Source organism: Arthrobacter sp. H35-D1 (genome assembly GCF_030063185.1).
Classification (GTDB): Bacteria; Actinomycetota; Actinomycetes; order Actinomycetales; family Micrococcaceae; genus Specibacter.
The window spans coordinates 197,629-209,939 of the sequence record NZ_JASISP010000002.1; the positions used below are offsets into that span (position 1 = coordinate 197,629).

The 12,311-nt window shown below is 62.1% G+C and carries 12 protein-coding genes; 4 read left to right on the top strand and 8 right to left on the bottom strand.

Annotated features, from left to right (window positions below; genetic code table 11):
• Positions 1-59 precede the first annotated feature (59 nt).
• The 3 genes from QMG25_RS04285 to QMG25_RS04295 form a co-directional block, all read right to left on the bottom strand.
• Complete coding sequence (locus tag QMG25_RS04285; protein WP_502866343.1) at positions 60-1,172, bottom strand: BMP family lipoprotein; 1,113 nt, start codon at positions 1,170-1,172, stop codon at positions 60-62.
• A gap of 290 nt (positions 1,173-1,462) precedes the next feature.
• Entirely contained in the window at positions 1,463-2,671 is a 1,209-nt protein-coding gene (locus QMG25_RS04290) for an amidohydrolase (RefSeq protein ID WP_283457548.1), read from the bottom strand.
• A 214-nt stretch (positions 2,672-2,885) separates the two neighbouring features.
• On the bottom strand, positions 2,886-4,031 hold the full coding sequence (locus QMG25_RS04295) for a mannose-1-phosphate guanylyltransferase (RefSeq protein WP_283457550.1): 1,146 nt from the start codon (positions 4,029-4,031) through the stop codon (positions 2,886-2,888).
• 301 nt (positions 4,032-4,332) lie between these two features.
• On the opposite strand from QMG25_RS04295, the gene sdhC reads away from it, so the two are divergent.
• From sdhC to QMG25_RS04315, 4 genes are all read left to right on the top strand, one after another.
• On the top strand, positions 4,333-4,725 hold the full coding sequence (gene sdhC / locus QMG25_RS04300; protein WP_283457553.1) for a succinate dehydrogenase, cytochrome b556 subunit: 393 nt from the start codon (positions 4,333-4,335) through the stop codon (positions 4,723-4,725).
• 1 nt (position 4,726) lies between these two features.
• A complete protein-coding gene (locus QMG25_RS04305) occupies positions 4,727-5,194 on the top strand; it encodes a succinate dehydrogenase hydrophobic membrane anchor subunit (protein WP_283457554.1) in 468 nt (155 codons plus the stop codon).
• Between the two features lie 97 nt (positions 5,195-5,291).
• Positions 5,292-7,091, top strand: coding sequence for a succinate dehydrogenase flavoprotein subunit (sdhA, locus tag QMG25_RS04310; protein ID WP_283457556.1), 1,800 nt, complete (start codon positions 5,292-5,294; stop codon positions 7,089-7,091).
• The gene (locus QMG25_RS04315; RefSeq protein WP_283457558.1) at positions 7,091-7,888 is read left to right on the top strand and encodes a succinate dehydrogenase iron-sulfur subunit; all 798 of its coding nucleotides are present in this window, start codon (positions 7,091-7,093) and stop codon (positions 7,886-7,888) included. Before sdhA ends, QMG25_RS04315 begins: the two co-directional genes overlap by 1 nt.
• 180 nt (positions 7,889-8,068) lie before the next feature.
• On the opposite strand, the gene QMG25_RS04320 is transcribed toward QMG25_RS04315, so the two are convergent.
• From QMG25_RS04320 to QMG25_RS04340, 5 genes are all read right to left on the bottom strand, one after another.
• Positions 8,069-9,160 (bottom strand): YihY/virulence factor BrkB family protein, encoded by a 1,092-nt coding sequence (locus QMG25_RS04320; protein WP_283457560.1) that lies wholly within the window; start codon positions 9,158-9,160, stop codon positions 8,069-8,071.
• Positions 9,138-9,695: a 2'-5' RNA ligase family protein gene (locus tag QMG25_RS04325; protein WP_283457562.1), complete on the bottom strand. Its 558-nt coding sequence runs from the start codon at positions 9,693-9,695 to the stop codon at positions 9,138-9,140. The genes QMG25_RS04320 and QMG25_RS04325 overlap by 23 nt, the downstream gene beginning before the upstream one ends.
• Before the next feature lie 2 nt (positions 9,696-9,697).
• A complete protein-coding gene (gene trpS, locus QMG25_RS04330; RefSeq protein ID WP_283457564.1) occupies positions 9,698-10,726 on the bottom strand; it encodes a tryptophan--tRNA ligase in 1,029 nt (342 codons plus the stop codon).
• A 15-nt stretch (positions 10,727-10,741) separates the two neighbouring features.
• On the bottom strand, positions 10,742-11,584 hold the full coding sequence (locus QMG25_RS04335) for an exodeoxyribonuclease III (protein ID WP_502866344.1): 843 nt from the start codon (positions 11,582-11,584) through the stop codon (positions 10,742-10,744).
• A gap of 98 nt (positions 11,585-11,682) precedes the next feature.
• On the bottom strand, positions 11,683-12,297 hold the full coding sequence (locus tag QMG25_RS04340) for a hypothetical protein (protein WP_283457566.1): 615 nt from the start codon (positions 12,295-12,297) through the stop codon (positions 11,683-11,685).
• Positions 12,298-12,311 lie beyond the last annotated feature (14 nt).

A 12,311-nucleotide genomic window follows, 5' to 3' on the forward strand; every position in this document is an offset into this window, starting at 1 on the left:
GATGCTGGTGATGCGGCACGGGCCATGTGAGGCTCGCAAAGGCGAGCCCCGGTTGACGCTTATTTCGGGCTGGACTTGGATTCGACCTTGATGGACCCGTCGATGATGCCGGCCTTGATTTCCTCAAGCTGGCTCTTGGTGTCGGCACTGACGGCCGAGTCAAGATCGTGGAACGGGGCCAGTGCGACTCCGCCGTTGTCCAAGGTTCCGACGTATGGGGTCGGGTCGAACTTGCCGTCGACATCGTCCTTGACAATGGATTCCACTGCCTGGCCCATCGTCTTGATGACCGAGGTCAGCAGGATGGACTTGTAGGTGGGGGCTGTGAGGAAGCCGTCGGAGTCAACCCAGACAAGCTTGACGTCCTTGCCGCCCTTGTTCGCGGCCAGGATGGCATCGCCGGCACCCTTGCCAAGCGGGCCGGCAACCGGCATGACCACATCGGCGCCTTCGGAGATCAAGTTGTTCGTGATCTTGGTGCCTTCCTGGATGATCTCAAACGTGTTCGCGAAGGAGCCCTGCTGCTTGGCCGAGTCCCAGCCAAGGAGTTTCACGTCCTTGCCCTGCTTTTCATTGAAGTACTTCACACCCTCGGCAAATCCGTCCATGAAGATGGTGACGGTGGGGATGTTGATGCCGCCGAAAGTGCCGACCTTGCCCGTCTTGGACACCGACGCCGCAACGTACCCTGCCATGAACGCGGCCTGGGCGGTGTCGTAAACCACCGGCTTCACGTTGTCGGCCTTGATGGTGTCGTCATCGATGATCGCGTAGTGCAGATCGGGGTTGTCCTTGGCCGCAGCGGCGGTGGCCTCGGCCAACAGGAAGCCCACGGTGACCGTCAGGTTGCAGCCGGCGCTGGCCATCTGGTTCAGGTTCGGCACAAAATCCGCAGTGCTGGCGGACTGGGCTTCCTTCATCTTGATGCCCAGATCCTTGACAGCCATTTTCATGCCCTCATAGGACGACTGGTTGAAGGACTGGTCGTCGAATCCGCCGGAGTCGGAAACTATGCAGCCCAGAAAGTCTGCGGCCGCCGCCTTTTCCGTGCCGCCACCGCCTGGTGCGGGCGGGGCTTCGCCGCAGCTGGTGAGCAGCAACGCGAGGGCGCTCACTGCCACCGTTCCGACGATGGCTCCGCGCTTGACGGTGTCCAGAAGCAGTTTCTTCACGGTTCCTCCATGTGGTGTGGGGCCGCCGTAGTGGAGGAAGGGCTCCGAAGACACGTGCGGGGCCGTCCCCCACGATTGGAACGGCATTGTTCGAATCGGTGGCGGGAACCCGCTTGCCTCGGCGCACCCCTGCATTGCGGCGCTATGCAACATACCTTAGTGCGACTTCTCTACCGGCCGGTAGTGTTCCACGGGAACCTTGGTCCATCGTTGGGGAACCGTTACATAAAAGTGATTCGCCAACCGCCGCCCTGTTGATCGACCCTATTGATCGGCCCTACTGGTGGGCCCTACTGATCGGCGGGGTCGCGCAACGTGCGCAGGGCAGCAGCGCAGAGCACGCGGATGCCGACCGAGAGTGCACGCTCGTCGACGATGTAGTCGCCTCGATGCAGGTCGTACTCCTCCCCGCCCGGGACATGGGTGCCCAGCCGCATCAAGGATCCCGGAATGCCTTGCAGGAACCAGGCGAAATCTTCCGCGCCCATGGACTGCGGCGCCAGCACCACTGTGTCCTCGCCCAGTTCGGCACGGGCCGCGGCTTCGATGACAGCTGTTTCGTGTTCGGAGTTGACCACCGGAGGCACCCCGCGGGTGTGTTCAAGGTGCACGTCCACGCCAAAGGGCGCCGCAACCTGCTGCACGACGTCGTCAAGCAGCTCCCCCGCAGCATGCCAGGCTTCACGGTCCAGGCAGCGCATGGTGCCCGCCATGACACCCTGGCCAGGGATGGCGTTCGGGGCCGAACCGGCATGAATCTGGCCCCACACAACGGAGACGCCGCTGCGGACATCCACCCGGCGGGACAGCACGGCCGGGACGCTGATGGCGATCTGTGCCAGCGCGAACACCAGGTCCTCGGTCAGGTGCGGGCGCGAGGTATGGCCGCCACGGCCGGAAAGTTCAATCTTGATGGTGTCCGAGGCACTGGTGATGGGCCCGATCCGCGTGCCAATCTTGCCCACTTCAACACGAGGGTCGCAGTGCAGCGCCATGATGCGCGGCACGCCGTCCAAGGCTCCCTGGTCGATGCAGGAAAGCGCCCCGCCGGGCATGGTTTCCTCGGCCGGCTGGAAGATGATTCTGATGCGCCCGCCCAGCGGGGTGTGTTCGTGCATTTTGGCCAGCACCAGAGCGATGCCCAGCATGGAGGCGGTGTGGAAGTCGTGGCCGCAGCCGTGGGTGACGCCGTGGTTCCGGGAGGCGAACGGCAAGCCCGTCTCCTCCACAATGGGCAGGGCATCAATGTCCCCGCGCAACGCCGTCGAAATGGGCCCCTCCCCCACATCCACGATGACTCCCGTGCCGTCGAGGCGGCGCGGGGAAAGGCCAGCCGCTACCAGGCGGTCGTAGATCTTGCCCGAGGTGCGGAACTCCTGAAACGACAGCTCCGGGTGGGCGTGGAGGTCGCGCCTGAATTCAACGACCTCTTCCAACAAGGGCTCAAGCCACGGGCCTACCAGCTCAGTCTGTTCTGTTTCCAGCGAGTAATTGCGCACACTTCAAACTCTAACCATTTCCGGCGGCTGTGACGTCATTGGTGTACGCCCATTACTCCCGGCTTGCGCCAGCGTAGTGGACCGTGCTGGGCCCACGGCCGCGAGGGACTCCGGCGCGAGCTTGCGAGCAGTGGGAGGGGCGTACTGGGCCCACGATCCCGAGGGGCCCCAACGGGGTACGCGCCAGCGGACGCCGTTGGGGAGGGATTGGGGACTAGAGAACGTCGGTGTCGCCTTGTTCCTTGAGTCCGGCGACGGCGTTTTTCACCAGTTGGGAGTGGGCGCGCGTGGTGACAAGAAGGGCGTCGGGGGTGTCCACCACCACGACGTCCTGGATGCCGATCAGCGCGATGACGCGTTTGGTGTCCGAGACCACGATCCCGGTGCTGTCCTCGGTGAAGACTCGGGCGCCTTCGCCAATGACCTTCACGTCCTTGACTTCCTTGGCGCTGCTGAGCCGGGCGATCGCGGCGAAGTCACCCACGTCGTCCCAGCTGAAGTCCGCCGGAATCACTGCCACGTCACCGGCATCGGCCGCCGGTTCCGCCACGGCATAGTCAATGGCGATCTTCGGCAAGGTGGGCCACACCCGCTTCTTCACGGCCACCCGTTCCGGAGTGTCCCAGGCCAACGCAATTTCCATCAGGCCCTCGTAGAGTTCGGGCTCATTCGCCTTCAAGTGCCGCAGCATCAATTCCACCGGCGCCACGAACATGCCCGCATTCCAGTTGTACTCACCGCTGGCAAGGTACGTTTCGGCGACTTCCCGGCTCGGCTTCTCCACGAACTTCACCACCGAATGCGCGCTCGGAGCGCCAGCCACCACCAGAGGCTCCCCGGTGCGAATGTAACCAAAACCAGTCGAGGGATGGGTGGGCTTGATGCCGATCGTGACAATCTTCCCGGTAGCTGCCGTGTAAATGGCCTCACGGACCGCGTCCTGAAACTTTTCCACCGGGCTAATGACCTGATCCGCGGCAAAGGAACCCATAATGGTGTCCGGGTCGCGCAGGAACAGAATCGCCGCCGCCAAACCAATCGCCGCACCGGAATCTTTCGGCTCGGTCTCCAACACCAGGTTCTCATCGGCAACCTCGGGAAGCTGACGGCACACCGCTTCCCGGTGCGCGTCCCCCGTCACCAACAGGACCCTGCTGCCACTGATCGGCTCCAGCCGATCATAGGTGGCACGAATCAGGGTGCTGCCGCTGCCGGTGAGGTCATGCAGGAACTTCGGCGCCGCAGCCCGCGACAACGGCCACAGCCTGGTACCCACCCCGCCCGCCGGGATCACTGCATAAAACCTGTCCATGGGGTCCGCTGCGGAGGATCCCGGAGCAGGCAAATTTTGCGTATTCATCATCTCAACCATAAGCGATCAAAGGGCACGGTTGCCCGAAGCCGTGGCCGTTTGGCAGCAAACTTTCGCCCAGGGTCGCAGTCCCGCAGCCCGCCGTCGTGCTTCCCGACGCAGCTGCTGCCCCTTATACAACAACGATTTGAGACCAAGCTGTGATTTACTGCATAGGGCAAGGAATGCCTAAGTTGAATATGCTGTTAGCTAAGCCTAAATTTAGGCTCAAGTATGAGTGCTCACGCCGTGTGCGTTTCCCCGCGTGGAACCACGCCAGCGCAACGGTGATGCAGGGAAGGTTTATTCAGTGCCGACAAAACCAGCTGGCACTCTGTACCGCGGCCGAGAAGGCATGTGGTCCTGGGTGGGACACCGGATTACCGGTGTAGTGATTTTTATATTCTTGTTGGTGCACGTCCTGGACACCTCTTTGGTGCGAGTGTCTCCGGAAGCGTACACAGCAGTTATTGGGGCGTACAAGAACCCCATCATGGGGTTGGGCGAGGCCGCCCTCGTCGCAGCAATCGTGTTCCATGCCTTTAACGGCTTGCGCATCATTGCCGTCGACTTCTGGAAAAAGGGGCCGAAGTACCAGCGCCAGATGCTGTGGGCCGTGCTCGGCTTGTGGGCAGTGACGATGATTCCGTTCCTGATCCGCCACCTCACCATTGTCTTCTCCAATTTCTTCGGAGGGAACTAGCATGAGCTCGAATTCCATCGCTGCGCCCCGCTCCAACAGCGCGCAGTCGCCCAAATACAAGCGCAACAAGGCCTCGCACTCCAGCTTTGAGATGATCGCTTGGTTGTTCATGCGTCTCTCCGGCGTGGTGCTGATCGTGTTGATCTTCGGGCACCTGTTTGTGAACCTGATGGTTGGCGAAGGCATCCACGCCATTGACTTTGGTTTCGTCGCCGGCAAGTGGTCCGACCCCTTCTGGCAGATCTGGGATCTGGCCATGTTGTGGTTGGCCATGCTGCACGGCAGCAACGGCGTGCGCACCATCATCAACGACTACGCCGAGCGCGACGGCACCCGCATGACCCTCAAGGCCGTGCTGTACGTTGCCTCGACCGTCATCATTGTTTTGGGCACCCTGGTCATCTTCACCTTTGACCCTTGCCCTCCGGGCGCCGTCATTGATCTTCCGTCCTTCTGCACCGTTCCCTGACCCACCCTCAAGGAACATGCCCTGGGGCCTTGGCTTCGGGAACGCATGAAGTGAACACCAGTTTTTAATGCAGTAAATGAGAGAAAGAGCATCCAGTATGCAGGTCCACAAATACGACGTCGTAATCGTCGGGGCCGGTGGCGCAGGAATGCGTGCCGCCATTGAATCCGGCCAGCGTGCCCACACCGCCGTCCTGACCAAGCTCTACCCCACCCGTTCGCACACCGGCGCAGCCCAGGGCGGCATGTGCGCGGCACTGGCCAATGTGGAAGAAGACAACTGGGAATGGCACACCTTTGACACGGTCAAGGGCGGCGACTATTTGGTGGACCAGGACGCTGCGGAGATCATGGCCAAGGAAGCCATCGACGCCGTCATTGACCTGGAAAAGATGGGCCTGCCTTTCAACCGCACGCCCGAGGGCCGCATTGACCAGCGCCGTTTCGGTGGCCACACCCGCGACCACGGCAAGGCGCCTGTGCGCCGCGCCTGTTATGCAGCGGACCGCACGGGCCACATGATCCTGCAGACCCTGTACCAAAACTGTGTCAAGCACAACGTTGAGTTCTACAACGAGTACTACGTTTTGGACCTGCTCACAGTGGATGAGGAAGCCACCCGCGAAGACGGCACCGTCTACCTGCAAAAGCGGATAGCCGGCGTGGTCTCCTACGACCTGGCCACCGGCGAACTGCACGTGTTCCAGGCCAAGAGCGTCATTTTGGCCACCGGCGGCGCGGGCAAGGTCTTCAAGACCACCTCCAACGCCCACACCCTGACCGGCGACGGTATGGGCATTGCGTTCCGCAAGGGCATCCCGCTGGAAGACATGGAGTTCTTCCAGTTCCACCCGACAGGCCTGGCCGGTTTGGGCATTCTGCTCTCCGAGGCCGCCCGCGGTGAGGGCGCCATCCTGCGCAACTCCGAAGGTGAGCGCTTCATGGAGCGCTACGCCCCGACTATCAAGGACTTGGCACCGCGTGACATCGTGGCCCGGTCCATGGCCAACGAAGTTCGTGAAGGCCGCGGCTGCGGACCGAACAAGGACTACGTGCTCCTTGACCTGACCCACCTGGAGCCGGCGCACATTGACGCCAAGCTGCCGGACATCACCGAATTTGCCCGCACCTACCTGGGTGTGGAGCCTTACACGGAGCCGGTCCCCGTGTTCCCCACGGCCCACTACGCCATGGGCGGTGTTCCCACGAACATCACCACCGAGGTCCTGCAGGACAACGACACCATCATCCCCGGCCTGTACGCAGCCGGTGAAGTGGCCTGCGTATCCGTCCACGGCTCCAACCGCCTGGGCACCAACTCCCTGTTGGACATCAACGTGTTTGGCAAGCGCGCCGGAGTGGCCGCCGCCGAATACGCCAAGGGCGCCGATTTCGTGGACCTGCCGGAGAACCCGGAGGCTGACACGGTGGCCCTGTTGGAGCACGTTCGCATCTCCGACGGCGGCGAAAAGGTTGCCATGATTCGCAAGGAACTGCAGGACACCATGGATGCCAACATGCAGGTGTTCCGCACGGCCACCTCCATCGACAAGGTGTTGGCCGACATCGCCTCCTTCGAGGAGCGCTACTCGCGGATCACCGTCCAGGACAAGGGCAAGCGTTTCAACCTTGACTTGCTCGAGGCCGTTGAACTGGGCTTCCTGCTGGAACTGGCCAAGGTCATGACAGTTGCCGCCCTGCACCGCCAGGAATCCCGTGGTGGACACTACCGCGAGGACTTCCCGGATCGCGACGACGAGAAGTTCATGAAACACTCCATGGCATTCAAGGATGTGGCGGTCACCACCGAAAGTTCCGCCGAGAACATCGCCGGAATCCGTCTGGAGACCAAGCCCGTTGTCGTCACGCGCTACCAGCCGATGGTAAGGAAGTACTAATGAGCAACATCGAAACTGCCGAAACCGCCCCGGAGCCGGCATCCAAGGTTGAACTTCCCGCCCACCTCGGCGGTGGCGGGGAAATCCCCACCTTCGAGGTCACCCTGCGCGTTCGCCGCTACGACCCCGAATTCTCCCAAGAGTCCAAGTGGGAAGACTTCACCATGACCATGTACGGCACCGACCGCGTGTTGGATGCCCTGCACAAGGTCAAGTGGGAGCAGGACGGTTCGCTGTCCTTTCGCCGGTCCTGTGCACACGGTGTCTGCGGTTCCGATGCCATGCGCATCAACGGCCGCAACCGCCTGGCCTGCAAGACGCTGCTGAAGGACCTTGACACGTCCAAGCCGATCCTGGTCGAGCCCATCAAGGGCCTGCCCGTGGAGAAGGACCTCATTGTGGACATGGAGCCGTTCTTCCAGTCCTTCCGCGAGGTCATGCCGTTCCTTGTCAACCGCGACCACGCCCCCACCAAGGAGCGCCTGCAGTCCGCTGAAGAGCGCGCGCGTTTTGATGACACCACCAAGTGCATCCTGTGCGCCGCGTGCACCTCTTCCTGCCCCGTGTTCTGGACCGACGGCCAGTACTTTGGCCCGGCCGCCATTGTCAACGCACACCGTTTCATCTTTGATTCGCGCGACGACGCCGGCGACATGCGCCTGGAAATCCTCAACGACAAGGAAGGCGTGTGGCGCTGCCGCACCACCTTCAACTGCACTGAAGCATGCCCCCGCGGCATCCAGGTCACCCAGGCCATCGCAGAGGTCAAGCAGGCCATCCTGTCCCGCCAGATCTAGGGTTTCAGCACAGCCCGATCAGCAAAAGCGCCGCTCCCCTTGGGGGCGGCGCTTTTGCGTTCCCAAGGCAGCATTCAAGCCTCACCCCGGAATCTGTGGTGCAGTTATTGGACCGAAACCATGGATTTTCTGTGTTTTTCGTCCAACAACTGCAGCACAGATTTGCTTGGGTCGCCAACCTCAATGGCGGGCGGGACGGGGGCGCAGATCCGCGGACCTGACAGCCCCAATCGCTGCGGAGAGCAAATACACCTGGCTGAGCAGGTAGAACCAAACAAACAAGCCCAGGATCACCGCAAAAGGAGCCAACAGTTTGTTGTTGGTGATTCCACTCAGGAGCATGGCGCTGAAGAAACGCAGCACGGTGGCGCCCGCCCCGGAAAACACGGCGGCAAGGAAAAGCACCTTGCCCCGCATGCGAACGCGGGCGGCGATGCTGAACATGATGATGGACACGGCAACGTCCAAAATAAACATCAACAGCACAGAACTTATTTGTGCCGTGGCGCTTGTCAGGAAAGTTCCCCAACCAAGGAAGTTGTTGATGGTGTCCATGGCGGCACTGCTCAGCAGGCCCAGGGCGCTTGTCAGCACCAGCGCAACGGCCAGCACGAGCAAGGTGAAAGCATCCCTGAGCTTCGACAGCACCGGATTGGTCCTGTCACGGGCCAGTCCCACCAACGACCGGATGCCCTCGCGCAAGCCGTTGATCCATCCCATGGCCGTAAACAGCAGGGCAATCAACGAGATCACCAGGGTCGCACCGAAGCTTCCTGTGCCGAGCAGCTGTTCCGGTGTGACCAAGCCCCCCTGTCCGGTGTTGATCAGGCCGGGGGTACTGTCTGCTACAAGGTCGATGACGGCATCGCGCAGCGCGTCGTTGTCCGAAGCCACGATGCCAAAAATGGCGAAACCGGCAACCAACATGGCACCGACGGAGAAGAACATCAGGTAAGCGTTGCCAGCAGCCAGCAGCGGTCCGCGGCGCCGGATATATACATTCCATACCCGCAGCGGGAACGTGGTTGCAGCCCACGCCAGGGTCCACTGCATCAAGGCGGCCGCCTGCGCCAGGAACTTTCCCTGCTTGCGCGTGTCGATGAAGGCCGCGTGTTTGGCCTCGGACCACGCTCTCAGCGCCCTGTGGTCAAGCGGACTGGGCGGAGGCTTTGCCGAGGCGGCCATGGGCCGCTTGGCGCTCACGCCGGGAGCAGCGAACCCAAGAAACTGACCGCGCACGGGCACGGACTCAGTTCTTTCGCCCTTCGCCAAGATTCAGCTCCTCTCGCAGTACCCACCCGCCGGACACTTGATCAAAAAGCCCAACGCTTCGCACCTCGAACTCCGCCTGGAACCCGGCCATTTCATTCTTGGCTCGGGACATGACGTGCTCGTCAAGGTCGTGTGCAATGGTCAAATGGGGATGAAAATCAAACGCCGGCAAGTGCTCCAGCGGCCCTGTCACCAGTTGTTCGTGCAGTGTGGTGCATGCTTGTGCCCCGGCACCCACGTTCAAGTAAATCACCGGCGAAAGTGGCTCGAACGTTCCCGTCCCGCGCAATGAGAGCATGAACGGTTCCGCCGCTGCGGCGACCTTGCGCACATGCGCAGCCGCGTCCTCCCATGAGCGGCACGCCCGCCCGGAAACCAGCGTGATGTGGGGAGGAACGACGGCGGCATCCGGCCCTGAGTAGGACACCCGCCGCGCGCTGAGTTCGGCAGCGAGTTCGGGTGGCAGCGAAATAATGACGCCCAGGTTGTACTCCTGCGGAGCGTCGGGGGCCCGTCTCCGAGCGATGCCGGGCATGGCTAGCCGACCGCGCCGAGAGGTGGCAGGAAGCCCACCTTGGCGTACACATCGGCCAGGGTGGGCGACGCGATGTCCCGGGCCTTCTGTGCACCGCGGGCCAGCAGGGAATCAAGTTCGCCCGGATCATCGAGCAGTTCAAGGGTGCGCCGGCGGATCGGTTCAAGGCGTTCCACCACGGCGTCGGCCACATCCACTTTCAGGTGCCCGTACATTTTGCCTTCGTACTCGGCCACCAGCTTGTCCATCGGCTTGTCCGTCAGGGTTGAGAGGATTTCCAACAGGTTCGTCACGCCGGGCTTGGCCGCCCGGTCGTGCGCAATGACGGTGTCAGTGTCGGTCACGGCCGACTTGATGCGCTTGGCTGTCACCTTGGGCTCGTCAAGAATGTTGATCAACCCGTTGGGGCCCGAAGCGGACTTGGACATCTTCGCCGTCGGATTTTGCAGGTCGTAAATCCTGGCGCCCTCCTTCTGGATGAAGGCCTCCGGCACCACAAACGTTTCGCCGAAGCGGTGGTTGAAGCGCGTGGCCAGGTCGCGGGCCAATTCCACGTGTTGGCGCTGGTCGTCTCCGACGGGCACGCCCTCGGGGCGGTACAACAGGATGTCCGCAGCCATCAGCACGGGGTAGGTGAAAAGTCCGACGCTGGCCATCTCGGCACCGCCCTTGGCCGACTTGTCCTTGAACTGGGTCATGCGCGAGGCTTCGCCAAAGCCGGTGATGCAGTTCAGCACCCAGGCCAGCTGGGCGTGCTCGGGCACATGCGACTGGACGAACAACGTGGACTTTTCCACGTCGATGCCGCCGGCAATGTACTGGGCGGCCGTTTTGCGGGTGCGGGCCCGCAGTTCGGCGGGATCCTGTGCCACTGTGATGGCATGCATGTCCGGGATGAAAAACAGGGTGTCGTAGTTTTCCTGGTTTTTCACCCAGTTGACCAGGGCGCCCAGGTAGTTCCCCAGGTGCAGGGAATCGCCGGAGGGCTGCATGCCCGACAGCACGCGGGGGCGTGCGGAGATTTCACTCATGTAAGCGTGGGTCCTTTAGAACTTGTAGTCAACGACCAGCGGGGCATGGTCGGAGAATCGGGTTTCGTAGGATTCGGCCCGATCCACCACCGATGTCACCGCTTTTTCCGCGAGAGCGGGCGTGGCCATGTGGTAGTCGATGCGCCAGCCGGTGTCGTTGGTGAAAGCCTGTCCGCGGTTGGACCACCACGTGTAGGGCCCGTCCACTTCGCCGGCGAGTTCGCGGGCCACGTCCTTGTAGCCGATCTCCTCGCCCAGGAACCTGTCAAAGTAGGCTCGCTCTTCGGGCAGGAAGCCCGCTCGCTTGACGTTGCCCTTCCAGTTCTTGATGTCCAACGTCGTGTGGCCCACGTTGAGATCGCCCACCACCAAGGCGTGGTCGCTTCCTGCTGCCAGTTCCGGCAGTCGGCCAATCATGGTGTCAAGGAAACGGAACTTGTCATCCTGCTTGGGGGTGCCCACCTCGCCTGAATGCACATAGGCGCTGACAACGCTCAGCGTGGTGGGTGTGCCGTCGGACGCCGTCAGTGCGTAGTCGGCTTCAACCCAGCGCCCGGTGGTGGCGAAGTAGTCGTCGCCGATGCCAACGCGGGTCGCCGTGGGCTCCAGCACGTCCTTGCGGGTGGCGATCAGCACCCCTGCCCGGCCCTTGGCTTCAGCCTCGGCATGGAGCAGGTGCCAGTCCTCGCCGAGGAAGCCCTCCACAATGGCGTCGGGCGCCCGCACTTCCTGCAGACACAGAATGTCCACGTCCCGCTCCGCCAGCCACGGACCCATGCCGTTTCTGTAGGCGGCACGAATGCCATTGACATTGACGCTTGCGATCCTCAACCGACCGTTTTGAATACCTTTGCTCACCTGATCCACCTTACCTGCAGCGGCTGGCGATTCCGTTTTCCGCGCATGCGTTTCGCTGCCTTGACTGCAGCGAAGCTGCGACAGTTGACGTAGGGCAATCAGTCTATGATGACTCCGCTGACCGGATCCTCGCCAGTTCCCTTGCCGTCCGTCTTTTGCCCGGCGGCTGCTTGGCGCTCGGCGTTCTTCTTGGCCATGGCAGCATCCATCTTGGCTTCCTGGGCTTCCCAGTTGGGGTTGATCATGCCGCGTCCGTTGGCGGCGGTAATGTCAATGGTGTCCAAGGCCCGGGCCACCATGTCCGCATCCTTGCCCAGGTATTCGCGCACCACTCCCGTCTGGACGTTGATGATTTTAAAGGAGTGGTCCAGCTTGAGTTCGCGCGCCTTCTCGGCCGAGCGCGAACCGGACTCCTGCGACACGAGGCGGGTGCCGCCGTCGGACGGGGCATTGGCACTGTTCTGTTGTGCCATCTGCGCCTGCGCCAGGTGCACCTGCCGGGCACCAAAGGCGGCGGCCTTGTGCACGCCGATGTACACCACCGTGGACAGGACCAGCCAGCCGAAGGCGATGACGGCAATAACCCAACCCAGCACCGTGCTGTTGTTGGCGGCAAACACCAGCGCCACCAAGAAAACTAGGGCCAGCACAATCGTGCCCATGCCAGTGAATTTGCCGGGTTTGGACATTTTGCCGGTTCCAAGAGAAGTCATGCATCCATTCTCTC